General features: G+C 71.7%; 22 protein-coding genes and 1 tRNA gene. 15 read left to right on the top strand and 8 right to left on the bottom strand.

Going from position 1 to position 23672, the window contains the following annotated elements; all coding sequences use genetic code 11:
* Positions 1-3: 3 nt before the first annotated feature.
* Positions 4-654 (bottom strand): PaaI family thioesterase, encoded by a 651-nt coding sequence (locus NOCJ54_RS0105750; RefSeq protein ID WP_028654738.1) that lies wholly within the window; start codon positions 652-654, stop codon positions 4-6.
* Positions 655-737: 83 nt separating this feature from the next.
* On the opposite strand from NOCJ54_RS0105750, the gene NOCJ54_RS0105745 reads away from it, so the two are divergent.
* Positions 738-1265: a GNAT family N-acetyltransferase gene (locus NOCJ54_RS0105745; RefSeq protein WP_028654737.1), complete on the top strand. Its 528-nt coding sequence runs from the start codon at positions 738-740 to the stop codon at positions 1263-1265.
* Here NOCJ54_RS0105745 and NOCJ54_RS0105740 read toward each other — a convergent pair.
* Positions 1258-2355 (bottom strand): hypothetical protein, encoded by a 1098-nt coding sequence (locus NOCJ54_RS0105740; RefSeq protein ID WP_028654736.1) that lies wholly within the window; start codon positions 2353-2355, stop codon positions 1258-1260. The genes NOCJ54_RS0105745 and NOCJ54_RS0105740 overlap by 8 nt on opposite strands.
* Before the next feature lie 178 nt (positions 2356-2533).
* Here NOCJ54_RS0105740 and NOCJ54_RS28060 point away from each other — a divergent pair, with 178 nt between their 5' ends.
* Positions 2534-2962 carry a Fur family transcriptional regulator gene (locus tag NOCJ54_RS28060; RefSeq protein WP_028654735.1) on the top strand — a complete coding sequence of 143 codons (429 nt, stop codon included), beginning with the start codon at positions 2534-2536 and terminating at the stop codon, positions 2960-2962.
* On the opposite strand, the gene NOCJ54_RS0105730 is transcribed toward NOCJ54_RS28060, so the two are convergent.
* Both NOCJ54_RS0105730 and NOCJ54_RS29335 read right to left on the bottom strand, forming a co-directional pair.
* Positions 2960-3032 (bottom strand) — tRNA-Lys (locus NOCJ54_RS0105730). The two genes, NOCJ54_RS28060 and NOCJ54_RS0105730, sit on opposite strands and share 3 nt — an antisense overlap.
* Before the next feature lie 304 nt (positions 3033-3336).
* Complete coding sequence (locus tag NOCJ54_RS29335) at positions 3337-3597, bottom strand: hypothetical protein (protein WP_157514798.1); 261 nt, start codon at positions 3595-3597, stop codon at positions 3337-3339.
* Between the two features lie 473 nt (positions 3598-4070).
* Here NOCJ54_RS29335 and NOCJ54_RS24060 point away from each other — a divergent pair, with 473 nt between their 5' ends.
* The 8 genes from NOCJ54_RS24060 to NOCJ54_RS24055 all read left to right on the top strand — a co-directional run bounded on the left by NOCJ54_RS24060 (position 4071) and on the right by NOCJ54_RS24055 (position 12982).
* Positions 4071-5156: a PP2C family protein-serine/threonine phosphatase gene (locus tag NOCJ54_RS24060; RefSeq protein ID WP_051485501.1), complete on the top strand. Its 1086-nt coding sequence runs from the start codon at positions 4071-4073 to the stop codon at positions 5154-5156.
* A gap of 118 nt (positions 5157-5274) precedes the next feature.
* Positions 5275-8154 carry a PKD domain-containing protein gene (locus tag NOCJ54_RS0105715; protein ID WP_028654733.1) on the top strand — a complete coding sequence of 960 codons (2880 nt, stop codon included), beginning with the start codon at positions 5275-5277 and terminating at the stop codon, positions 8152-8154.
* A 307-nt stretch (positions 8155-8461) separates the two neighbouring features.
* Positions 8462-8665 (top strand): cold-shock protein, encoded by a 204-nt coding sequence (locus NOCJ54_RS0105710; RefSeq protein ID WP_028654732.1) that lies wholly within the window; start codon positions 8462-8464, stop codon positions 8663-8665.
* 163 nt (positions 8666-8828) lie between these two features.
* Positions 8829-8981, top strand: a complete 153-nt coding sequence (locus NOCJ54_RS29790; protein WP_186449941.1) for a hypothetical protein — start codon at positions 8829-8831, stop codon at positions 8979-8981.
* A gap of 196 nt (positions 8982-9177) precedes the next feature.
* Positions 9178-9486 carry a metal-sensitive transcriptional regulator gene (locus NOCJ54_RS0105700; RefSeq protein WP_028654731.1) on the top strand — a complete coding sequence of 103 codons (309 nt, stop codon included), beginning with the start codon at positions 9178-9180 and terminating at the stop codon, positions 9484-9486.
* A 25-nt stretch (positions 9487-9511) separates the two neighbouring features.
* On the top strand, positions 9512-9718 hold the full coding sequence (locus NOCJ54_RS0105695) for a heavy-metal-associated domain-containing protein (RefSeq protein WP_028654730.1): 207 nt from the start codon (positions 9512-9514) through the stop codon (positions 9716-9718).
* Positions 9715-10692 (top strand): hypothetical protein, encoded by a 978-nt coding sequence (locus NOCJ54_RS0105690; RefSeq protein WP_028654729.1) that lies wholly within the window; start codon positions 9715-9717, stop codon positions 10690-10692. Before NOCJ54_RS0105695 ends, NOCJ54_RS0105690 begins: the two co-directional genes overlap by 4 nt.
* A gap of 67 nt (positions 10693-10759) precedes the next feature.
* Positions 10760-12982 (top strand): heavy metal translocating P-type ATPase, encoded by a 2223-nt coding sequence (locus tag NOCJ54_RS24055; protein WP_051485516.1) that lies wholly within the window; start codon positions 10760-10762, stop codon positions 12980-12982.
* 166 nt (positions 12983-13148) lie between these two features.
* Here the strand turns inward: NOCJ54_RS24055 and NOCJ54_RS0105680 are convergent, their stop codons facing one another.
* Positions 13149-14219, bottom strand: coding sequence for a hypothetical protein (locus tag NOCJ54_RS0105680; protein ID WP_028654728.1), 1071 nt, complete (start codon positions 14217-14219; stop codon positions 13149-13151).
* Positions 14220-14269: 50 nt separating this feature from the next.
* Between NOCJ54_RS0105680 and NOCJ54_RS0105675 the strand changes: the two genes are divergently transcribed.
* The 5 genes from NOCJ54_RS0105675 (at position 14270) to pstB (ending at position 19395) form a co-directional block, all read left to right on the top strand.
* Positions 14270-15136: an NUDIX hydrolase gene (locus NOCJ54_RS0105675; protein WP_028654727.1), complete on the top strand. Its 867-nt coding sequence runs from the start codon at positions 14270-14272 to the stop codon at positions 15134-15136.
* A gap of 182 nt (positions 15137-15318) precedes the next feature.
* On the top strand, positions 15319-16425 hold the full coding sequence (pstS, locus tag NOCJ54_RS0105670; protein WP_198020127.1) for a phosphate ABC transporter substrate-binding protein PstS: 1107 nt from the start codon (positions 15319-15321) through the stop codon (positions 16423-16425).
* Positions 16426-16515: 90 nt separating this feature from the next.
* On the top strand, positions 16516-17505 hold the full coding sequence (pstC, locus tag NOCJ54_RS0105665; protein ID WP_198020125.1) for a phosphate ABC transporter permease subunit PstC: 990 nt from the start codon (positions 16516-16518) through the stop codon (positions 17503-17505).
* A complete protein-coding gene (gene pstA / locus NOCJ54_RS0105660; RefSeq protein ID WP_036516952.1) occupies positions 17502-18569 on the top strand; it encodes a phosphate ABC transporter permease PstA in 1068 nt (355 codons plus the stop codon). The genes pstC and pstA overlap by 4 nt, the downstream gene beginning before the upstream one ends.
* A 46-nt stretch (positions 18570-18615) precedes the next feature.
* Entirely contained in the window at positions 18616-19395 is a 780-nt protein-coding gene (pstB, locus tag NOCJ54_RS0105655) for a phosphate ABC transporter ATP-binding protein PstB (protein WP_028654723.1), read from the top strand.
* A gap of 262 nt (positions 19396-19657) precedes the next feature.
* Here pstB and NOCJ54_RS0105650 read toward each other — a convergent pair whose 3' ends face one another.
* The 3 genes from NOCJ54_RS0105650 to NOCJ54_RS24050 form a co-directional block, all read right to left on the bottom strand.
* Complete coding sequence (locus NOCJ54_RS0105650) at positions 19658-20671, bottom strand: inorganic phosphate transporter (protein ID WP_036517027.1); 1014 nt, start codon at positions 20669-20671, stop codon at positions 19658-19660.
* A 26-nt stretch (positions 20672-20697) separates the two neighbouring features.
* The gene (locus NOCJ54_RS0105645; RefSeq protein ID WP_028654721.1) at positions 20698-21315 is read right to left on the bottom strand and encodes a DUF47 domain-containing protein; all 618 of its coding nucleotides are present in this window, start codon (positions 21313-21315) and stop codon (positions 20698-20700) included.
* A 152-nt stretch (positions 21316-21467) separates the two neighbouring features.
* Positions 21468-23657, bottom strand: coding sequence for an RNA degradosome polyphosphate kinase (locus NOCJ54_RS24050; RefSeq protein ID WP_084254937.1), 2190 nt, complete (start codon positions 23655-23657; stop codon positions 21468-21470).
* Positions 23658-23672 lie beyond the last annotated feature (15 nt).

Raw genomic sequence — 23672 nt, 5'->3', positions numbered from 1 at the left:
CGGTCAGGAAGTCCCGGCGTCGGGGACCCGGTCGCGCAGCGCCCGGGGGAGCAGGAACACGCCCTCGGCCTCGGCGGTCACGCCGTCCGGCCCGATCATCTGCGCCTTCGCCCAGGTCTTGATGCCGTCCTCGCGGTCCACCCACGCCTCGGCGCGCAGGTCGCCGAGCGGGGTGCCCTGGCGGTAGACGATCGTCAGGGTGCCGGTCATGCCCGGGCGGCCTCGGGCGCCGACGGCGTGCCCGAGCAGCTGGTCGAGCACGAGCGCGACCACGCCGCCGTGCACGAGCCCCGGCGGTCCCTCGAACGCCGGTCCGCAGTGGAACTCGCACTCCGCGTGCCCGTCGGGCTCGGTGTGCACCTGGATCGGCGGCGCGATCGGGTTCCGCATCCCGATGACGGGGTTGCCCCACGGCCGGCGCCGGCCGTTGAGCAGGTGTTCCTGGCCGAGGGTCTGCTGGCGTCGTACCTTGCGCAGGCGGGCGACGGCCGCCTCGACGTCCGCGGTCGCTGCGGCGACCTCCTCGGCGTCGACCTCCGACATCACGCACAGGTCGACCAGCTCGCGGGTCGCGGCGGCCAGCGGGCCCCACGTCGCCGTCTCGTGCTCGACCGCGGGGTCGGGGGTCTCGTCCCCGGGGAACGCCCAGTTCATGGCACCAGAGTAGAACACGTTCTCATTTGGCGAGCCCTGAAACCCGCTCGCGGGCGCCGACCGTGGGGTGGTGGGATGGACCCATGACTGCACTCGTGGCGCCGGACACCGCTCGCTGGGAGAGCTGGGCGGCGATGATCCGGGACTTCGGCGGTACGACGGAGATGCACGGCTCCGGCCACTGGTTCCTCGAGGGCGACCCGGTCCCCACGGCCGAGGGGTGCGCGGCGTACGTGCTGATGACCGAGGTCACCGCCCCGGCCGACCTCGACGGGACCCGGGTGCCGTCGTCGTACTTCTGGATCACCGACGGGACCGGCGCGCCCGACGACGAGGTCGTCGGCTTCCTGCACCTGCGCCACGGCCTCAACGACTTCCTGCTCGAGGAGGGCGGGCACATCGGCTACTCGGTGAAGCCGTCGGCCCGGCGCCGCGGGCACGCCACCGAGGCGCTGCGCCTCGGCGTCGTCGAGGCGGCGCGGCTGGGCATCGAGCGGGTGCTGGTGACCTGCGACGAGGACAACGACGCCTCGCGCCGCACCATCGAGGCGAACGGCGGCGAGCTCGAGGACGTCCGCAACGGCAAGCGCCGCTACTGGATCGTCAGCTGACCCCGGCGGCCTCGTCGCTCCAGCCGGGCCGCAGCTCCGGGCGGAGGCGGTAGAGCGCGCTGGTGAACCAGTGCGGGTCGACGACGCTGGAGTTCACCACGACCAGCGGCAGGCCGCGGCGCTCGAACAGCACCGTCCAGCGGCGGTCGCCGGGCTCGCCGACGATCGCGATGATCGTGTGGCCGCCCTTGATGTCGACGCGCTGGGTCTGGCCGCCGCGGGTGACCAGCAGCTGGCCGCGGCGGATGGTGAGCTTGGTGGTCACGCAGCTCGCGCGGATCGCCCACACCACCAGGGTCAGGAACGCGAGCACCCCCGCGATCCCGATCAGCGCGGGCGTGCGGTCCTGGCTGGCGACGTACCCGACCACGGCAGCGGAGAGCAGCGACACCAGCAGGACCCAGCCGAGCACCTTGCGCACGGTGTTGCGCACCGGGAAGTCGACGTCGGTCGTCGCCTCGAGCGCCTGCCGGTGCTCCTCCGGCTCGGTCCAGCGGCCGCGGCGCACGGTCTGCTTCGGCACCGGACGGCCCGCGGCGGGGGCGTCCTGCGGCGGTGCCTGGTACGACGACGGGGCGGGCGCGCTGACCCGCACCTTGCTCGACGGCTTGAGCACCGTCGGCTGCGCGGGCGGCGTCGGCTCGGGCTCCGGCGCCGGTGCGGCCTTCGCGCGGCCGCGCTCGCGACGCGGCTTGGCGGCGACGGGCTCGTCGGCGCCGAGCGCGTCGAGCACGGAGCGGCCCGCCTCGGTCGCGTCGGCCGCGGGGCGTGCGGGACGTTCGACCGGGCTGGTGCCGAGGGCGTCGAGGACGGAGCGGCCGGCGTTGCGGCTGTCCGGGCGCGGACCCTCAGCGGCGCTCAGCCGGGACGGCCGCTCGACCGACTCGGGGTCGGGGGCGACGTCGGGCTCGGGGGCGGACTCGCGGCGACGGGAGGTGGCGGGAGCAGCTGGGGCGGGGGTCGTCGTACCGCCGGACACGGAGCCCCGGGGCGCGCCGATGACGCGCGCGTCCTTGGCGTACGTCGCGCGCTTCGCCAGCCAGGCCCGGATGGTCTCGGTGTCCGGCCCGAACTCGTCGTTGCTCCCCATGGGCAGAGTCCTCCCTTTCCCTCACCCGCGCCGAGCGTACCCCGCCGTCCGGGCCCCGTCCCCGGTTCCCCGGTCCCGGCTGGCTGGTCCGTCCGGGCCAGTGGGAGCAGTCCTCCCGGGCCCGGCGCCGCCCGGTAGATTGAGAGTGATTCCCATCCCGGCCACCACGGAGGAGCGCGTGACCGACACCGACCGGCCCGCGACCGGCCTGCGCCCCACGCGCCAGCGCCTGGCGATCACCGCTGCCCTCCAGGCCTCCGTCGACTTCCAGAGCGCGCAGGAGGTCCACGACGCCGTCCGCCAGAACGGCGAGAAGGTCGGCCTCGCGACCGTCTACCGCACCCTGCAGGCGATGGCCGACGCCGGCGAGGTCGACGTCCGCCACAGCCCGGCGGGTGAGGCGACGTACCGCCGCTGCAGCACCTCGCACCACCACCACCTGGTGTGCCGTTCCTGCGGCCGGACCGTCGAGATCACCGGCTCCGCGGTCGAGAAGTGGGCCCACGCCGTCGCCGACGAGCACGGCTTCACCGAGGTCGCCCACACCGTCGAGCTCGTCGGCCTGTGCGCCGAGTGCTCGCGCCAGCAGCAGGCGCGGACGTCGTAGGCCCCGTGGGACTCGAACCCACAACCAAGAGATTAAAAGTCTCCTGCTCTGCCAATTGAGCTAGGGGCCCGGGAGATCGAAACTTACATCGGAACCACCCTCGGAAGGACATCCGTGTGGTTCGGCGCGATGTAGCCGCCCCGTGTGGGGCCAGTATGCCGGGCCGACTTCACGCCGCGGGCACTCGCCCTCGGCGGGCGCGGGACCCTGGCGGCGTTGCCATCCCAAGCTTGATGTTCCCTTGGCGTTCCTGGGGCGGCGCGACCTCCCCGGACGGTGAGAGCGCGTACGACCAACTGGCGCTTGTATGGGTACAGCCGGGTTATCGCTTCCGCTTCCCGTGGAGCCTTCTTGCGCTGGTCCCTCTGCCGGGCTCACAGCGGATCGTGATCGTCCTGCGGTGTGGCTGCGCCCACCCACTCGGCGAGGAGAAGGTGGCCGTGAGGGTTAGCCGCTATCGCGCTCTTGGCCCAAGTTTCGATAAGTCTTCGTGGTTGACGCGCCAGCCAAACGACTTCGGGGCGCCGCAGGAACACGCGTCGGCGCACCTCCCCGAGGTTGAAGCCGACGAGACTTTCCCAGAGCGAAAGAACACGTTCGGCGGCCTGCTCAGGTGACTCGCGCGGCGAATCCACTTCGCCACGGTTGCCTACGGCTGGCGCCCACACCTGTTCTGGGAGCGCAAGCGGTCCGCCCCGCCATTCGGTAGACGTATGACGAACTGGGCGTCGGCCGTTCCAGCCGCCTCCACCTCGGCCTGACATGCATCTCAGAGTAAGTGGATCGAGCGCCAGCCGCAGCCCGTGGTGCGACGGCGGTCTCGAGGCGAAGAGCTGGCACGTGCCCCACGACTAGCTCGGCTCTCGGACGACCGCTCTACGAAGGAAACTTCGGACCTTTCGGCCCGGACAGGAACTAGCGCCCCGCCCGGGGTGGAGGTGGTCATCGGAGGGCAGCCCAGGGATGCCTGCAGCCACATCCCGATCTGGTCACGCTGGGGGGATCCCCGGGACAGGGGTGCGGGGCTGGACCACAATGGGCAGTCGATGATCGGTGGGCCGCCCGGGCGCGCCGGGCCGTGATGGTGGTCGAGACGCGGAGGAGTGGCATGCACACGGGTCACCGTTCTGCGCTGCGCGCTCGCGTCAAGCCGGCCCAGGGCAGCGACCACGGCCTGACTGTCGGTTTCGCCATCCTGGTCATCCTGCTGGTCGCCGACCTGGTCACCGGCGTGGTCCTCACGGCGTCGTACGCGTCCGCGGTCATCGTGACCGCGCTGATCACCACGCCGCAGCGGACGGCGGTGGTCGCCGCCGTCACCCTCCCCCTGTCGCTGTCGTCGGGCTTCTGGCACGACTCGTTCGGCACCCGCGACTGGGTGGTGCGCTGCATCCTCGCTGCCCTCCTGTCGGCGGGGGCGCTCGTGGCGTCGCGGGTGTCCACCCGGCGGGAGGAGAGGCTGCAGCAGATGACCCGCATCGCGGACGTCGTCCAGCGGGCGCTGCTGCGGGCGATCCCGCCGGAGCTGGGCAACATCGCGATCGCGACCCGCTACCAGTCGGCGACCCAGGCCGCGGCGATCGGCGGTGACCTCTACGAGGCGGTCTCGACCGACCACGGGGTGCGCATCCTCGTCGGCGACGTGCGGGGCAAGGGCATCGAGGCCGCCGAGACGGCCGCGACCGTGCTCGGCGCGTTCAAGCACGCGGCGTCGCGGGCCCCCGACCTCGCGACCCTCGCGGCGACCCTGGACCGGGCCGTGTCCCTGGTCATCGACGAGGAGGACTTCGTCACCGCGCTCCTGGTCGAGGTCGACGGTGCGGAGCTGCGCGTGGCCAGCTGTGGTCACCACCCGCCGCTGCACATCACCGACGGCACCGGGACCGACCTCGACACCGGCGAGCCCTCGCCGCCGCTCGGGTTCGCGGTCGAGCCGGAGACGCGCAGCCACCCGTTCCCCGCGGGCAGCCGCGTCCTGCTCTACACCGACGGCCTGATCGAGGCGCGCAACGACAGCGGCGACTTCTTCGACCTCGACGCCGCCCACCAGGTCCTCGCAGCCGGCACCCCGGACGACGCCCTCGACGCGATCGTCCAGCGGGTCACCGCCCACGCCGGGCACCGGCTCGAGGACGACATCGCCCTGGTCCTGTTCGAGAACCTCGGCGACTCCCGCGCGGCCGCCAGGGCGTAGCGCCACCCCCCTGTTCCGATGCGTACGACGCGCCGGGACTTGCCCGAAATGGGTGAACCGCCCGCCGCCTGATCGGTGCGAACGTCGGTCCCACACCGACCACCCCCAGGAGCCCGCCGTGCGCCGTCGCTTCGTCTCGTCTCGGGTCGCGTTGATCGTCCTGGCCGTCGTGGCCGCCCTCCTCGCCGGCGTGGGCGCCGGGTCCCCGGCCACCGCCCAGCCGGCGCGACATCGACTCCTCCCGTCCGCCGTGCCCGCCGTGACGCCGCACGTCCTCGACGGCCGCGTCCATGCGCTCGCCGAGATCGGCCGCAAGGTCTACGTCGGCGGCACGTTCACGCTCACGCGCAACGCCGGCACGAGCGCGCAGCTCGCGACGCCGTACCTCTTCGCGTTCGACCGCGAGACCGGGCTCGTCGACGCGGCCTTCCAGCCCGGCCTCGACGCGAACGTCACTGCCCTGGCGCCCAGCGCCGACGGCTCGGCGCTCTACGTGGCCGGCACGTTCAAGAACGCCGGCGGCACCAAGGTCCGCAACATCATCAAGGTCGACGCCACGACCGGGGCGCTCGTCACGGCGTTCAAGAACCCCAGCCCCAACGGCGGGGTCCTCGACATCGAGCTCGTCGGCGACCGGCTGCTGCTCGCCGGGACCTTCACCACGGTGTGGGCCCAGCCGCGGCCGGGCCTGGCCTCCCTGGACGCGACCACCGGCGCGCTCGACGACTACCTGCAGGTCGCGGTCAGCACCAACCACAACTGGCCGTCGGGCACGGCCAAGGCGCCGGTGGGCGTCGGCAAGATCGCCGCCACGCTCGACGGGACGAAGCTGGTCGCGATCGGCAACTTCAAGAAGGCCGACGGGCTCGACCGTGACCAGGCGATGGTGATCCGCCTCGGCGAGACCGGCGCGAGCGTCGACCCGTCGTGGCGCACGCTGCGCTACACGCCGGCGTGCTCGAAGAACTCCTTCGACTCCTACGTCCGCGACGTCGACGTGTCGCCGGACGGCAGCTACTTCGTCATCGTCAGCAGCGGGGCGGGCTACAACGGCACCCTGTGCGACACGGCCGCCCGCTTCGACCTCGCCGTCACCGGCCAGGACGTGCAGCCGACGTGGCAGGCCGCGTCCGGCCAGGACTCGCTGCTGTCGGTCGCGGTCGCCGACAACGCCGTCTACGTCGGCGGGCACCAGAAGTGGATGAATGCCATCCAGAGCGGGGCCGACGAGCAGGCCGGCCAGGTGCCGCGCCCCGGGCTCGCCGCGCTCGACCCCGACAACGGGCTCCCGCTCAGCTGGAACCCCGGCCGCCATCCCCGCGGCGTCGGCGCGGAGGCCCTGCTCGCCACCGACCACGGTCTGTACGTCGGCAGCGACACCGAGTACGTCGGCAACCGCGAGCACCTCCGCCCGCGCCTGGCCTACTTCCCGATCGAGGGCGGCACGGCGCCGTACGCGGAGGCCGACGCGACCCTGCCGCGCAGCCTGTTCCGCCTGTCCGGCACCAGCGTCACCACGCGCACCTTCACCGGCTCCTCGATCACGCCCGCCAGCGCCGTCGCCACCAGCGGCGCGGGCAGCTGGAGCAACGTGCGCGGCGCGTTCATGGTCGGGTCGAAGCTGGTCTACGGCTGGACCGACAACCAGCTGCACTACCGGACCTTCGACGGCACCACCTTCGGGCCCGACCGGGTGATCAACCCCTACGTCGACCCGCTCTGGAGCACGGTCACCACGAGCGGCGGGTCGCAGACCTACCGCGGCCGGGCGCCCACCTTCTACGGCCAGATCTCCGGCCTCACCGGACTGACCTACGCCGACCACCGGATCTACTACACCCGCTCGGGGCAGAGCCGGGTCTACTGGCGGTGGTTCTCGCCCGAGAGCCTGGTCGTCGGTGCCGCCGAGTTCACCGTGCCGAGCTCGATCTTCCCGTCGCTGCGCGACGTGCGCAACCTCGTCCACGCCGACGGCAAGCTGTGGGCCGGCATGTCGACCAACCAGCTCTACAGCCTGCCGGTGAGCGACGGCGTGGCGACGGGCAGCTGGACCCGGGTGACCGGCAGCGGCATCGACACCAACCCGGTCTGGTCCAGCGGCACGACGTTCCTCGGCCCCGTCGCCAACCAGGCGCCGACGGCCGCCTTCACCTCCTCCTGCACCGGCCAGGCGTGCACCTTCGACGCGACCGGGGCCAGCGACCCGGACGGCACCGTCACGTCGTACGCCTGGGACCTCGGCGACGGCACCACCGCCACCGGGTCGCAGCCGAGCCGCGTGTACGCCGCCCCGGGCACCTACGACGTGACGCTGACGGTCACCGACGAGGACGGCGGCACCGGCACCGTCACCCAGCCCGTGGTCATCGAGGGTGTCGAGAGCGACGTGTCCTACCGTGACGCGACCGGCAAGGTCACCAACGGAACCAGCATCGTGTCCCCGGTGCCCGTGACGGCGGAGGAGGGCGACGGACTGCTGGCCGTCGTCTCGGCCTCCACGACCGCCGTACCGGCAGCGCCGGCGGGGTGGACGCAGGTCGGCAACCCGGTGCAGACCGACGCCATGACGACCGTGGTGTGGCAGAAGGTCGCCACCGCCACGGACGCCGGGCGCAACGTCACGGTCGTGCTGGGGGCGACGGCGGTGAAGGCGACGCTGACCGTGCTGGCCTACTCCGGCACCGACCCGGACGGCCCGGTCGCGGCGGTCGCCGGCAGCGCCGACACGACGGCCACCGCCACGCACTGCAGCCCGGTCGTCGACACGGCCGGGGGCTGGGTGGTGACGGTCTGGGCCGACCGGTCCGGGGCGACGACGGCCTTCACCGAGCCGGCCGGCTCGTCGGTGCGGCAGCGTCTGATCGGCACCGGAGGCGGCCACGTCGACCAGCTCGTCGTCGACACGGGCGGCCCCGTCGCGGCCGGTGCGTACGGCGACCAGGTGGCCACGGCGGATGCCGCTGCCAAGGGCACCAGCCTCACCATCGCCCTGCACTGACGCCTGTTCCGGCGGGGGATCGGGCCCCTGCCGGACCCATTTCCGGGACCGTCATGCGTGCGTAGCCAAACCTTCATCGAAGTTCGCGTGATCGATGCAGCAGAGAGGTTCCGTTGTCGCGCCAGATTGGTAGTGTCGTGCCTGCAGCGGCTGCAAGTTTCGGAAGGTTCAACGCCTGCGGAGATCTGTGGCCGACGGCGTATCTGGTTTGTGGTGTCCCAATCACGGGTCGGAGCGACGTGTCATCGCAGCCGCTGTGGGTCGCCGAGGTGGCGGCTCTCGCCCCGACAGAGGAGTAACGAGCAACATGGCTCAGGGCACCGTCAAGTGGTTCAGCGCCGAGAAGGGCTTCGGCTTCATCGAGCAGGAGGGTGGCGGCGACGACGTCTTCGTCCACTACTCGGCGATCCAGACCACCGGCTACAAGTCGCTGGAGGACAACCAGAAGGTCGAGTTCGACGTCACCCAGGGCCCGAAGGGCCCGCAGGCGGAGAACGTCCGTCCCCTCTGATCCAGGCTCGCCTGGAGGAGGAGACCAAGCGTCTTCACCCGGAGCCCCCGCCGGTCGGCGGGGGCTCCGGTAATTTTTCGGAGACTTTCGGGTTTGTCCTTGGCAAGTGGGGGGAAGATGGATGCGGAAGTCCGGATTGAGGCGCGTCGGAGGGAGGGGCTCGATGGCCGACCAGTTCGACGTGACCCTCGAGGACCGTGACCTCATGATCGAGGTGGAGCTCACCACCAACCTGATCATCGCGGCCAGTGCCTCCGACGAGCGCCTCTCGCTCGACGAGATCGACCGGATCCTGGGCGTCTCCGACCCTTCCTGAGTCGACCCTCGTCCCGGTGTGCCCCGGGACGGGAGCCGCCAGCCTGTGTGGTTCCGTGTGGTTCCGTGTGGTCCTGTGTGGTCCCGTGTGGTCCCGTCGGCGCGGTGGCCCGGCGAGCGCCCGCGCCGTGCCGGCCCAGCGCTCGTCGTACTCGCGCACCTTGTCTTGCATAGGGTAGGGGGGTATGGTTTCTGGCATGAGCGAGGGACAGCCGCACCAGCACAGCTACATCGCGAACCGCACCAAGGACGACTACCTCAAGCGGCTGCGCCGCATCGAGGGCCAGGTGCGCGGCCTGCAGCGGATGGTCGAGGAGGAGCAGTACTGCATCGACATCCTCACCCAGGTCTCCGCGGTGACGAAGGCGCTCCAGTCCGTCGCCCTCGGGCTGCTCGACGAGCACATGGCCCACTGCGTCGTGGACGCCGCACGCGAGGGAGGTGCGGAGGCCGACGTCAAGCTCAAGGAGGCCTCCGACGCCATCGCGCGGCTGGTCCGCTCCTGACACCCGAACCCAGAGAGGAACTCCCATGAGCACCACCCAGACCTTCACCGTCACCGGCATGACCTGCAACCACTGCGTCGCCTCCGTCACCGAGGAGGTCCAGGAGATCGCGGGCGTCGAGGACGTCGCCGTCGACCTGCCCACCGGTGCGGTCACCATCACCAGCGCCGAGCCCCTCGACCAGGCCGCCGTCAAGGCCGCCGTCGAGGAAGCCGGCTACCAGCTCGCATGAGCACCGCGGCGCGGCTGGCCGGCTTCGGCGCGGTCGCCGTCGTCGTCTTCGCCGTCGCCCTGCTCGTCGGCAAGGCGGCCGGCCCGGTCGGCGCCGGGGAGCCGGCGCCGACCCACGACACCCACGCGGGCGCGCCGGACGTCCCTGGCGACGGGGACCACCGCGTGCACGTCACGCCGGCGAGCGGGGCCGGCCAGCCCGGCGGCCTCCAGACGGCCCGGGACGGCTACGCCCTGCGGCTGGCCGACGACCGTGCCGAGGCCGGCCCGGCTGTCCCGGTGCGGTTCACCATCACCGGGCCGGACGGCGAGCCCGTGACGTCGTACGACGTCCAGCACGAGAAGCAGCTGCACCTCATCGCCGTACGCCGCGACCTGACCGGCTTCCAGCACGTGCACCCGGTCCTCCGCGGCGACACCTGGACGACCGAGCTCGCGCTCACGCCGGGCAGCTGGCGGATCTTCGCCGACTTCAAGGCGACCGGTGCTGCGGCGCTCACCCTGGGCACCGACCTCGCCGTCGACGGCGACTTCCGCGCGGCCACGCCCCGCGGCGAGCGGCGCACCTCGGAGGTCGACGGCTACCGGGTCACCCTCGACGGCGACCTGTCCGCCGGCGCCGACGCCCAGCTCGCGCTGAGCGTCAGCAAGGACGGCGAGCCGGTCACCGACCTCGAGCCCTACCTGGGCGCCTACGGCCACCTGGTCGCGCTGCGCGCCGGCGACCTCGCCTACCTCCACGTCCACCCGGACGGCGAGCCCGGCGACGGCACGACCGAGCCCGGCCCGGAGGTCGTCTTCCACACCACCGTCCCGAGCGACGGGACCTACCACCTCTACCTCGACTTCAAGCACGACGGCGTGGTCCGGACCGCGACCTTCACCATCGGGGCCGGGGGCACCGCGCACGGTGCCGATGGTGCTGTCGGGCACGAGGGGGACGAGCACGGAGAGAGCAGTGGACACACGCACTGACACCACGGGTGCCACGGGCGGCACGGGCGGCACCTCCGGCAGCGAGGTCGAGCTGCTGCTCACCGGCATGACCTGCGCGTCCTGCGCCAACCGGATCGAGCGCAAGCTCAACAAGCTCGACGGGGTCACCGCGACGGTCAACTACGCCACCGAGAAGGCGAAGGTCAGCTTCGCCGACAGCGTCACGACCGACGACCTGGTCGCCGCCGTCGAGGCCGCCGGCTACGGCGCCTCCCTGCCCCGGCCGCCCGCCGACGACGGGTCGGGCACGGGCGAGGGCAGCGCGGACGACCCGGTGCGCACACTGCGCCACCGGCTTCTCGTCTCCGCGGTGCTCACCGTGCCCGTCATCGCGATGGCGATGGTGCCGCGCCTCCAGGTCGACAACTGGCAGTGGCTGTCGCTGACCCTCGCCGCACCGGTCGTCGTGTGGGGTGCCTGGCCGTTCCACCGCTCGGCCTGGACGAACCTGCGCCACGGCACGTCGACCATGGACACGCTCATCTCGCTGGGCACGCTCGCCGCGCTCGGCTGGTCCGTGTACGCGCTGTTCTGGGGCACCGCCGGCACCCCGGGGATGAAGCACCCCTTCGAGCTCACCATCGAGCGCAGCGACGGCAGCGGCAACATCTACCTCGAGGCTGCGGCGGGGGTCACCACCTTCATCCTCGCCGGGCGCTACTTCGAGCAGCGCTCGAAGCGCCGGGCGGGCGCCGCCCTCCGGGCGCTGCTGGAGCTCGGCGCGAAGGAGGTCGCCGTCCTCGGTGCGGACGGCACGACGGAGACGAAGATCCCGGTCGACGACCTGTCGGTGGGCGACCGGTTCGTCGTACGCCCGGGGGAGAAGATCGCCACCGACGGCGTCGTCGAGCGCGGCACGTCGGCCGTGGACGCCTCGATGCTCACCGGCGAGTCGGTGCCGGTCGAGGTCGGGGAGGGCGACATCGTCGTCGGGGCCACCGTCAACGCCGGCGGCCGCCTCGTCGTCCGGGCGACCCGGGTCGGTGCGGACACCCAGCTGGCGCAGATGGCGCGCCTGGTCGAGGACGCACAGAACGGCAAGGCCGAGGTGCAGCGCCTGGCCGACCGGGTCTCCGGGGTCTTCGTGCCGCTGGTCATCCTGCTGTCCGCGGGCACGCTCGGCTTCTGGCTCGGCACCGGCAACGGCGTCGGCGCGGCGTTCACCGCCGCGGTCGCCGTGCTGATCATCGCCTGCCCGTGCGCCCTCGGCCTGGCGACCCCGACCGCGCTCATGGTCGGCACCGGTCGTGGCGCGCAGCTGGGCATCCTGATCAAGGGACCCGAGGTGCTCGAGTCGACACGTTCGGTCGACACGATCGTCCTCGACAAGACCGGCACGGTCACGACCGGCCGGATGGCGTTGCGCGACGTCGTCGCCGACGACGGCGAGGACCCGGCCGAGGTGCTGCGGTACGCCGGCGCGCTCGAGGACTCCTCCGAGCACCCCATCGCGCGGGCGGTCGCCGACGCTGCCCGCGAGCAGCACGGATCGCTGCCACCGGTCGAGGACTTCGCCAACGTCGAGGGCCTCGGCGTCCGGGGCGTCGTGGCCGACGCCGCCGAGGACGGGGTGTCGCACGCCGTGCTCGTCGGACGCCCGCAGCTGCTCGCCGAGTGGTCCCAGCACCTCTCGCCGCGGCTGCAGACCGCGCTCGAGGAGGCCCGCGCGGACGGCGGCACCGCGGTCGCGGTCGGCTGGGACGGCCGGGCGCGCGGCATCGTCGTGGTCGCCGACGCCGTGAAGGAGACGTCGTCGGCGGCGATCGCCGGCCTGCGCGAGCTCGGCCTCCGCCCGGTCCTGCTGACCGGTGACAACGCCGCCGTCGCCCGTACCGTCGCCGCCGAGGTCGGGATCGACCCCGGCGACGTCATCGCCGACGTGCTGCCTGCGGACAAGGTGGACGTCGTCAAACGGCTTCAGGGCGAGGGCAAGGTCGTCGCGATGGTCGGGGACGGCGTCAACGACGCCGCGGCGCTCGCCCAGGCCGACCTCGGGCTGGCGATGGGCACCGGCACCGACGTCGCGATCGAGGCCAGCGACCTGACCCTGGTCCGCGGCGACCTCCAGGTCGCGGTCGACGCGATCCGGCTGTCGCGGCGCACCCTGGCCACGATCAAGGGCAACCTGTTCTGGGCGTTCGCCTACAACGTCGCCGCCCTGCCGCTCGCCGCCGCCGGCCTGCTCAACCCGATGCTCGCCGGCGCCGCCATGGCCTTCTCGTCGGTCTTCGTCGTCACCAACAGCCTGCGCCTGCGCGCCTTCCGCTGATGGGTTGAGACGTCACTTGTGGCCGGTCGAGGCGTCACTTGTGGCCGGTCGAGACGTCACGTGTGGCGTGTCGAGGCGTCACGAACGGCAGGCCGCCGTACGTGACCACTCAACCTGCCGGAAGTGACCACTCGACGTGCCGGAAGTGACGTCTCGACCGCGCAGGTCAGCAGGCGGCGAAGAGGACCGGGCCCGAGGTGAGGTCGGAGATGACGGGGGAGCCGTCGACCGGGGTGAGGTCCATGGTGACGAGGGTGCCGTCGGCGGTGACCCGGCCGAGCTCGAAGCGCTCGGGGAAGGTGCCGCCCTGGCCGGGGGCCGGGCCGGCGGCGAGGCGGGAGCGGCTGTCGGCGTCGGCGCGGGCCTGCTCGTCGGTGTCGAGCACCAGCGCCACCCGCACGTCGCCGTCGGCCCGGGCTGCCATCGCGAACCCGGTGAGCGGGTGGACCCCGCCGGCGTCCTCGATCAGCTCCGCGCCGCGGGTACGGTCGACCGGGTCGGCGCCGCTCATCGCGAGCTCGCCGCAGGCGTGGTCGCCGGTGTAGACCACCGCTGCCAGCGGCTCCCCGAGGGCGGCTGCAGCCCGGCCGACCGGGTCGTCCACGTCGCCGCGCGCCACGTCGGCCCGCAGCCCGAGGAAGCCCGGGTCGTCGCTGGCGTAGACGATCCCTGCGTCCTCGTCGATCTCGATCGCACCGAGCTGCGGGGTGACCGGGCCGCTGAGCTCCTGGAGCTTGCCGGCGTCGGCGAACCACACGCCGTCGTCCTCGTCGGGCTCGATGAACCGGGCCTCGCGCAACCGCTCACGCAGCGCGTCGACGTCCGCGTCCTCGGGCAGGCCCAGGACGAGCAGCGCCCCGGCCCCGCCTTGTGCGAACAGCTCCCACTCCAGGGTGGCGGGGGAGAAGCCGAGGTCGTCCTGCATCGCCGCCGCGGAGTCGTCCAGCGCCGTCGCGCTCGTCAGGTCGCGGTCGTAGGCCTCGAGCAGGAAGTCGTCGACCTCGGCGCCCGTCGACCCGGCCGAGAGGTCGGTGCCCACCTCCGCGCGTACCTCCGCCCAGTCGGTCCAGCCGTAGCGGGCCGACGACTCCGGGGCGAGCGCGAGCGCCTCCTCCAGCGGAGTGCGCTCGTCGTCGCGGACGACCCAGACCATCACCAGCGCGGCGACGACGACGGCCAGCACGGCGCCGACGACCAGCCAGCGGCGGCGGGACCAGGCCAGGGCGGGTCGGCGCAACGGACGTTCTCCTCGGCGGGTCGGGGCGGGCCGGGCCCTAACCTAGTCGTGTGCCCGACATCCTCGCCGCCGGAGTGGTCGTCTTCCGCCCGGGCCGCGAGGTGCTCCTCGTCCACCGGCCTCGGTACGACGACTGGTCGTTCCCCAAGGGCAAGCTCGACCCCGGTGAGCACCCGGTCGCCGCGGCGGTGCGCGAGGTCGAGGAGGAGACCGGCCTCCGGGTGCGCCTCGGCCCCCCGCTGCCGTCGCAGCGCTACCCGGTGAACGGTCGCGGCAAGACCGTCCACTACTGGACCGGGCGGGTGACCGGCAGCGACGACGTGGCCGGCTATGAGCCCAACGACGAGATCGACGCCGTCGAGTGGGTGCCCCACGACGACGCTCGCGAACGGCTCACCTACGAGCACGACCGCCGGACCCTCCAGCAGGCGCGCCGGCTCCGTCGCCGTACCCACGCCGTCATCGTGCTGCGGCACGGTCTCGCCCTTGAGCGCGACGACTGGGAGGGCGAGGACGCCGACCGGCCGCTGCGGGCCGCGGGGGAGGAGCAGGCGGCGCGGCTGGTCGACCTGCTCGCGGCGTACGGCGTCCAGCGGGTCGTCACGTCGTCGAGCACCCGCTGCGTGCAGTCGGTGCGGCCCTACGCCGACGCGCACGGCCTCGACCTCGACCTGCGCCGCCGGCTCAGCGAGGAGAAGGCCACCGCGGGCGCCGTCGCCCGCATCGTCGAGGAGCTGCTCGCCGGCGACCAGCCCGCGGTGCTGTGCACGCACCGCCCCGTCCTGCCGCTCGCGTACGACGCCGCCGGGATCGCCCCCGACGACGTCGAGGAGCTGGCGAAGGCCGAGATGCTGGTGCTGCACGTGCGCAAGGGCGCGGTCGTGGCGGTCGAGCGGCACCAGCCACCCCGAGGCTGAGCCCGGCTGCTGTTGACGGCTGCTGTTGACGGCGGCTGAGCCTGGCTGGTGACGGCTGGTCGACCACTGTTCACCTTGCGTTCAGGTCGGGCCGGAGCTCGCGTCACCCGGGCTGCCTAGCTTGCGGAGTGTCCAGTCCGAACAGAGGGCCACGACGACCCTCACCTCCGAGAGGCATGTACTTGAACCTCACGCACCTCCGCCGCGCGGCCGTCCCCGGCATCGCCGCGATCGCCCTGCTGATGAGCGCCTGCAGCGCCGCGAACGAGTCCGGTGGCGACACCGGCGGCGACGGCGCCTCCACCGGCAGCCTGAGCGGCAACCTCAAGGGTGGCGGCGCCACCTCCCAGGAGAAGGCCCAGGAGGCCTGGAAGACCGCGTTCCAGGGCGAGCAGGGTGGCAACCTCACCATCGACTACGCCCTGCTCGGATCGACCGACGGCCGCAGCCAGTTCATCAACGAGGCACTGTCCTTCGCGGGCTCCGACTCCTACCTCAAGGACGAGGAGCTGGCCAGCGCCAAGGAGCGCTGCGACGGCAACGTGATCGAGATCCCGGCGTACATCTCCTCGATCGCCGTGGCGTTCAACGTCCCCGGCGTGGACTCGGTCAACCTCGACGCCGCGACCCTCGCCGGGATCTTCGACGGCAAGATCACGACGTGGGACGACCCCGCGATCGTCGCGCAGAACGACGGCGTCGAGCTGCCCGACCTGAAGATCTCGCCGGTGCACCGCTCCGACGACTCGGGCACGACGAAGAACTTCACCGACTACCTCAACAAGGTCGCCCCCGACGTGTGGCCCTACGAGGCCGAGGACGCCTTCCCCGTCTCCGGCGGCCTGTCGGCCGAGGGCACGTCCGGCGTCGTGAAGTCGATCGGTGACACCGAGGGCGCGATCGGGTACGCCGACGCGAGCCAGACCGGCGACCTCGACGTGGTGTCGGTCCAGGTCGGCGAGGAGTACGTCGCCCCGTCGCCCGAGGCCGCGGCGAAGACCGTCGAGGTCTCCCCGGTCGTCGCGGGCCGCGACGAGACCGACATCGCCGTCGACGTCGACCGCACCACCACCGAGGCCGGTGCCTACCCGGTGATCCTGCTGTCGTACCTCATCGCCTGCGAGACCTACGCCGACCAGGCCGAGGCCGACAACGTGCGGGGCTACCTCGAGTACATCGTCTCCGACGAGGGCCAGGCCGAGTCGGCCGAGCACGCCGGCTCCGCCGAGCTCTCCGACGAGACCGCCGCCCGCGTGCAGGAGATCGTCGCCGGGATCACGAGCCGGTGACGTGGTCGGGTGCGGCCGGCTCCTCCGGCCGCACCCGACCACGTCCCGGTCGTCCCGACGACCCGAGCCCACGTCGCACGAGGTGAACCCGTGACCGCCCGCCCTGCCGAGCGCACCGCCCCGACCACCGGACGTCCAGACCTGCCCGCCGACTGGACGAGCGTCCGCGGTGGCGTCGGTGACCGCATCTTCGCCGGTGGTGCGCTCGCCGCCGGCCTGACCATCCTCGCCGCCCTCGCCGGCGTCTTCGTCTTCCTGCTCGCCAAGGGGGCGACCGGCTTCGGCAAGCCCTCCGAGGTCTACGGCCCGCACGCCGAGAGCTTCCTCGGCTACGTCTTCCCGCTTCTGGTCGGGACGTTCACGGCCTCGGCCATCGCCCTGGTCATCGCGGTGCCGCTGGCCTTCGGGATCGCGCTCGTGATCAGTCACTACGCCCCGCGCTGGCTGTCCGCGCCCGCGGCCTTCGTGATCGACCTGCTCGCCGCCGTACCGTCGGTCGTGTACGGCCTGTGGGGCGCGTTCTTCCTGGCCAGGCAGCTGGTGCCGATGCACGAGTGGTTGCACGCGACCTTCGGCGGCTGGCCGGTCCTCGGCGCATTGTTCGGGGAGCCCAACACGGCCGGCCGCTCGATCCTGACCGCCGGCATCGTGCTGGCGGTGATGATCCTGCCGATCATCACCGCGATCACCCGCGAGGTCTTCTCCCGCACCCCTCGGCTGCACGAGGAGGCGGCGCTGGCGCTCGGCGCGACCCGCTGGGAGATGATCCGGATGACGGTCTTCCCCTACGCCCGGTCCGGCATGGTGTCCGCGGTGATGCTCGGCCTCGGCCGCGCGCTCGGGGAGACGATGGCCGTCACGATGGTGCTCTCGGTCGGCTTCGACCTGTCGTGGAACATCATCGCGCAGTCGAGCCCGACGTCGATCGCGGCCAACATCGCGCTCAAGTACAAGGAGCGCAGCGCCGACATGCTCGAGGTCCTCGTGGCGACCGGGCTGGTGCTCTTCCTGCTGACCTTCCTGGTGAACTTCGCGGCCCGATGGGTCATCGGCCGCAGCGAGAGGCGGATGGCCCGATGACGACGACCCTGCTGGCAGCTCCCGAGGAGAAGGAGCGGGTCCACGTCCCGCTGGTCCGCCCGCGGCTGCCGCGCCTGGCGCCCGCGGTCGTCGGTGGTACGGCGACCGCGCTGGCCCTGCTGCTGCTCGTGCTCGGCACCGGCCTCGTGACCGCGGCGGCCACCGGCGCGCTGGTGCACCTGCTGGTCCTGCCGCTGTGGGCGCTGGCCGTCGAGGGACGCCGCGGCGCGACCGACCGGATGATGACCGGCCTGGTGTGGGCGACGTTCACGATCGCCGTCGTACCGCTGGTGTCGCTGCTGTGGCGGGTGGTCAGCGAGGGTGCCGGCCGGATCGACGGCACCTTCCTGAGCTACTCGTTCTTCCGGACCCAGATCGAGCAGCCGGTCGGCATCTACCACGCCATCATCGGCACCCTGCTGGTCACGCTCGGGGCTGCCGCGATCTCGGTGCCCGTCGGGGTGATGGCGGCGATCTACCTGGTCGAGTACGGCAAGGGCAACAAGCTGGCCAAGGCGATCACCTTCCTGGTCGACGTGATGACCGGGATCCCCTCGATCGTGGCCGGCCTCTTCGCCTTCGCGCTGTTCACGCTGATCTTCGGGCCAGCGCACGTCTCCGGATTCGGCGGCTCCGTCGCGCTGTCGCTGCTGATGGTGCCGATCGTGGTGCGGGCGACCGAGGAGATGCTGCGCCTCGTGCCGGACGACCTGCGCGAGGCGTCGTACGCGCTGGGAACGCCGAAGTGGCGCACCATCGTGAAGATCGTGCTCCCCACCGCGCTCGGCGGCATCCTCACCGGCATCACGCTCGCGACCGCCCGCGTCATCGGCGAGACCGCGCCGCTGCTGCTGATCGCCGGCGCCACCGACCGCACCAACATGAACCTGTTCGACGGGGCGATGACCACGCTGCCGGTGCTGATCTACGGCCAGAACCTGCGCGGCGACGCGCCGGCCGAGGCGATCGCCTGGGGCGCCGCGTTCGTCCTCATCGTCATCGTCATGGTGCTCAACCTCGTCGCCCGCATCGTCGGCCGGGTCCTCGCACCGCCGACCCGCTGAGCGCGGGCCACCCAGACCGCAGAGAAGAGAAGGCAGAAACGCAGACATGGCCAAGAGCATCGACATCTCCGACGTCGACATCTACTACGGCGACTTCCTCGCGGTGCAGGGCGTCAACATGACCATCCGGGCCGGTGCGGTCACCGCGTTCATCGGCCCCTCCGGCTGCGGGAAGTCGACCTTCCTGCGCTCCCTCAACCGGATGCACGAGGTGATCCCCGGCGCCCGCGTCGAGGGCAAGATCGTCGTCGACGGCCAGGACCTCTACGACCCCGGCGTCGACCCGGTCGCGGTGCGCCGCCAGATCGGCATGGTCTTCCAGCGCCCGAACCCGTTCCCGACGATGTCGATCTACGACAACGTCCTCGCCGGGCTGAAGCTGAACGCCGGCAAGCTGAGGAAGTCCGAGGCCGACGACGTCGTCGAGCGCTCGCTGCGCGGCGCCAACCTCTGGAACGAGGTCAAGGACCGCCTCGGCAAGCCCGGCATGGGCCTCTCCGGCGGCCAGCAGCAGCGGCTGTGCATCGCCCGCGCCATCGCCGTCGAGCCCCAGGTGCTGCTCATGGACGAGCCCTGCTCCGCCCTCGACCCGATCTCCACCTCCGCGATCGAGGACCTCATCCACGAGCTCAAGGACGACTACACGATCGTCATCGTCACCCACAACATGCAGCAGGCCGCCCGCGTCTCCGACGACACCGGCTTCTTCAACCTCAAGGCGACCGGCCAGCCCGGCCACCTCGTCGAGTTCAACCCGACGAAGAAGATGTTCGCCAACCCCGACGACCCCGCCACCGAGGCCTACATCTCCGGCCGCTTCGGCTGATGCCGAGGCGTCACATGTGGCTCGTCGAGTGGTCACTTGTGGCCTGTTGAGTGGTCAGGTCCGGCCTGTTGAGGCGTCACTTCTGGCGCGTCGAGTGGTCACGTCGTACGACGGCGCGCGGGCCGACGCCTCGACGTGCCATGACTGACCACTCGACCCGCCACAAGTGACGTCTCGACCCGCCACAAGTGACGCCTCGACGTGCCGAATGTGACGCCTCGACGTGCCGGAAGTGACGTCTCGACGAGCCGGCGGGGGAGGGTCAGTTGCCGGGGATGACCGCGGCGAGTCCGAAGTAGGTGGCGATGGCGACCAGGGCAGCGGCGGGGATGGTCAGGACCCAGGCCACGACGATGCCACGGGCGACGCCCCAGCGGACCGCGCTGAAGCGCTTGGTCGCGCCCGAGCCCATGATCGCCGACGTGATCGTGTGGGTGGTCGACACCGGGGCGTGCAGGCCCATGGCCATCACGTAGAGCACGGTGGCGGCAACGCCCTCGGCGGCGAAGCCGCGCGGCGGGTCGAGGTCGATGATCTTCCGGCCGAGGGTGCGCATGATGCGCCAGCCGCCGGAGTAGGTGCCGGCTGCGATCGCGAGGGCTGCCGCCACGATGACCCACAGCGGGACGTCGTCGCCGTCGGAGTAGCCGCCCGCGACGAGCGCGAGCACGATGACGCCCATCGTCTTCTGGGCGTCCTGGAGGCCGTGGCCGAGCGACATGCCGGCGGCCGAGACGGTCTGCGCGTAGCGGAAGCCGCGGTTGATCCGGTGCGGGTTGGCCTTGCGGAAGGCCCACATGATCGCGGTCATGAAGAGGAAGGCGCCGAGGAAGCCGATGAGCGGCGAGGCGACCATCGGGATGGCGACCTTGTCCACGAGCGTGTCCCACTCGACCGTCGTCGCGCTGGCGACGCCGGCACCGACGATGCCGCCGATGAGGGCGTGCGAGGACGAGCTCGGGATGCCGAAGTACCAGGTGATCAGGTTCCACGTGATCGCACCGACCAGCGCTGCCAGGACGATGGTCAGCGCATGGATCCGATCGAGCTCGACCGCTGAGGAGCTGACCTCCTCGATCCTGATGATCCCCTGGATCGTCTGCGCGACGCCGACGCCGAGGAGGGCGCCGACGAAGTTGAGGATCGCCGCCATCGCGAGGGCGATGCGCGGCGTGAGCGCGCGCGTCGACACCGAGGTCGCGATGGCGTTCGCCGCGTCGTGGAAGCCGTTGGTGTAGTCGAAGACCAGCGCGATCACGACGACCGCGATGACCATCAGGAGGATGGAGTCCACGCTCCCGGTCAGCCTTCCTTGACGGCGATCTGCTCCACGATGTTCGCCACCGTCTCGAAGGCGTCGATGGCACCCTCGAGCGACTCGACGACGTCCTTCAGCTTCAGGACCTCGATCGTCGCGAACTCGCCGGAGAAGAGCTTGGCCAGGATGCGGCGGTGGTTGCGGTCACCGGTGTTCTCCAGGCGGTTGATCTCGATCCAGTAGTCCTCGAGCGACTTCATCGACTGCAGGCGCGGCATCGCGGCCGCGGTCAGCTCGGCGCAGCGCTGGAGCACGTCGACCTGGTCGGAGAGCTCGGCGGGCAGGTCGGCGACCTCGTAGAGCAGGATGAGGTCGACGGCCTCCTCCATCATGTCCATGACGTCGTCGAGGCCCGATCCGAGCGCGTAGATGTCCTCGCGGTCGAACGGCGTGACGAAGGTGCTGTTGACCTTCTTGACGATCTCGTGGGTCGTCTCGTCCGCGGCGTGCTCGGCGGCACGCATGCGCTCGGCGACCGACGCCTTGTCGGAACTCTCCGAGAGCATCTCGGCGAGCAAGTCAGCGCCACCGACGAGGTGCTGCGCGGACTTGGTGAAGAGGTCGTAGAACGAAGTGTCGACCGGACGCAGACGCAGACCCACATGGACTCCCGTTGAGGCGGAGACGAACGTCCCCATGCTAGGGGGTGCCGCTCACGTGAACGCAACCCGCGGGCACCCCCGGAGGTGTGTCGCCGCCCACGAAATGCCGGAGGTGCGGTGTCGTCGCAGGTCAGGGCGGCGTGTCGCTCCGCTCAGCCGGAGGTACGACGACGCCGGTTCCGGTCGATCAGCGTCTCCTGCAGGTGCACGGTGCCCGCATTTCTCGTCCAGCGGCCGTCGGCGCCGAGCTCCCAGGCCTCGGTGGTCGGGTCGAACGCGAGGTCCAGGAGGCGTCGTACCTCGTCGCGGCTGTGGTCGGGCAGCCGCACCAGCACCTCGACGCGCCGGTCGAGGTTGCGGTGCATCAGGTCGGCGGACCCGATCCAGGCAACCGGCTCGCCGCCGCCCTCGAAGGAGAACACCCGGCTGTGCTCGAGGTAGCGGCCCAGGATCGACCGCACCCGCACGTTCTCGCTCAGCCCGGGCACGCCCGGCCGCAGCGCGCAGATGCCGCGCACGAGCAGCTCGACCGGCACGCCCTCGCAGGAGGCGAGGTAGAGCGCGTCGATGACCTCCTCGTCGACCACGGAGTTGGCCTTGAACCGGATGCCGGCCGGGCGACCGGCGCGGTGGTGGCCGATCTCGCGGTGGATTTGCTCCACCAGCCCGGAACGCACGGAGTCCGGCGCGACCAGCAGCTGCTGGTAGGTCGCCTTGCGCGACCAGCCGGAGAGGTTGTTGAACAGGTGCGCGACGTCCTCGCCGATCACCTCGTCGGTCGTCAGCAGCCCCAGGTCCTCGTACATCCGCGACGTCTTGGGGTTGTAGTTGCCGGTGCCGATGTGGGTGTAGCGCCGGATGCCGTCCGGCTCGTCGCGCACGACCATCGCCAGCTTGCAGTGGGTCTTGAGCCCGACCAGGCCGTAGACGACGTGGCAGCCGGCGGTCTCCAGCTTGCGGGCCCAGCGGATGTTGGCCTGCTCGTCGAAGCGCGCCTTGATCTCGACCAGCACCAGGACCTGCTTGCCGGCCTCGGCGGCGTCGATGAGGGCGTCGATGATGGGGGAGTCGCCGGAGGTGCGGTAGAGCGTCTGCTTGATCGCCAGCACGTGGGGGTCCGCGGCGGCCTGCTCGATGAAGCGCTGCACCGACGTCGCGAACGAGTCGTACGGGTGGTGCACGAGGACGTCGCGGCGGCGCAGCGCCTTGAACACGTCGACGGGCGCGGCCGACTCCACCTCGGCGAGGCTCGGGTGGGTCGCCGGCACGAAGGAGGGGTACTTCAGGTCGTCGCGGGGCAGGTCGGCGATCGAGTGCAGCCCGCGCAGGTCGAGCGGCCCCGGCAGCCGGAAGACCTCCTCCTGGCTGATGTCGAGCTCGGAGACCAGCAGCTCCAGCACCGACGGGGCGATCGACTCCTCGACCTCCAGGCGCACCGGCGGCCCGAACTTCCGGCGCAGGAGCTCCTTCTCCAGGGCGGTGAGGAGGTTCTCGGCGTCGTCCTCCTCGACCTCGAGGTCCTCGTTGCGGGTGACCCGGAAGGTGTGCACCTCGAGCACCTCCATGCCGGGGAACAGCCGACCGAGGTGTGCGCCGATGACGTCCTCGAGCGGCACGAAGCGCGCGTTGCCGAGCGGGACGAAGCGGTCGAAGTTCGGCGGCACCTTCACGCGTGCGAAGTGCTCCTTGCCCGTCTTCGGGTTGCGTACGACGACGGCGAGGTTCAGCGACAGGCCCGAGATGTAGGGGAAGGGGTGCGCCGGGTCGACGGCCAGCGGCGTGAGCACCGGGTAGATGCGCTCCTTGAACAGCCGCTTGCAGTGCTTCTGCTCGCCGCGCTCGAGGTCGCTCCACCGGACCAGGGCGATGCCCTCCTCCTCCAGCGCGGGCACGATGGTGTCGCGGAAGACGCCGGCGTGGCGCTGGCTGAGCTCCTCCGTGCGGGCCCAGATCGCCTCCAGCACCGCCAGCGGCATCAGGCCGCTGGCGGCCCGCACGGCGAGGCCGGTCGCGATGCGCCGCTTCAGGCCGGCGACCCGGACCATGAAGAACTCGTCGAGGTTGCTGGTGAAGATCGCGAGGTAGCGGGCCCGCTCCAGCAACGGCAGCGTCTCGTCCTCGGCGAGCTCGAGCACGCGCTCGTTGAAGCGCAGCCATGACAGCTCGCGGTCGACGAACCGGTTCTCGACCGACCGGATCCGCTCGAGCACGGCCGGGTCCGGCTCGTAGTCACCGGCGTCGGTGGCCTCGTCAGCGGTCTCGTCCGCGCCCGGGTCCGGGACCACGCTCAGCGGCTCGGTCGCGTCGGCCTCGTCGCCGACGGGGTGCGGCTCGGTGCTCATGGATCGAGTGTGGCA

The organism is Nocardioides sp. J54 (assembly GCF_000519005.1).
GTDB lineage: Bacteria > Actinomycetota > Actinomycetes > Propionibacteriales > Nocardioidaceae > Nocardioides.
The sequence above is the reverse complement of the archived record's forward strand: the minus strand, read 5'-3'. Positions and strand labels throughout refer to the sequence as shown.